This window comes from Exiguobacterium sp. s166, from assembly GCF_018618855.1.
In the GTDB taxonomy this organism is placed as follows: Bacteria; Bacillota; Bacilli; order Exiguobacteriales; family Exiguobacteriaceae; genus Exiguobacterium_A.
Genome location: NZ_JACSMU010000021.1, coordinates 1 through 279 on the forward strand (window position 1 = coordinate 1; position 279 = coordinate 279).

At 50.5% G+C, this 279-nt stretch carries 2 tRNA genes; both read right to left on the reverse strand.

The features are described 5' to 3' along the window. Nucleotides 1-94: 94 nt before the first annotated feature. Nucleotides 95-170: transfer RNA gene (locus KNP93_RS15585), tRNA-Ala, on the reverse strand. 21 nt (nt 171-191) lie between these two features. Then, nucleotides 192-268 (reverse strand) — tRNA-Pro (locus KNP93_RS15590). Nucleotides 269-279: the final 11 nt, after the last annotated feature.

The window sequence follows — 279 nt, forward strand, 5'->3', positions numbered from 1 at the left end:
AGTCACGTTGACGAAGCTTGCGCTTCATTCATTGTTTGTATCCGAAGATACGTTTTTTGCCTCATCGTTCAGTTTTCAAAGTTCGTCATAAAAATGGTGGAGCCTAGCGGGATCGAACCGCTGACCTCCTGCGTGCAAGGCAGGCGCTCTCCCAGCTGAGCTAAGGCCCCATTAAGGGATTAAATTGAAGATGGTCGGGAAGACAGGATTCGAACCTGCGACCCCTTGGTCCCAAACCAAGTGCTCTACCAAGCTGAGCTACTTCCCGAAAAGTGCACC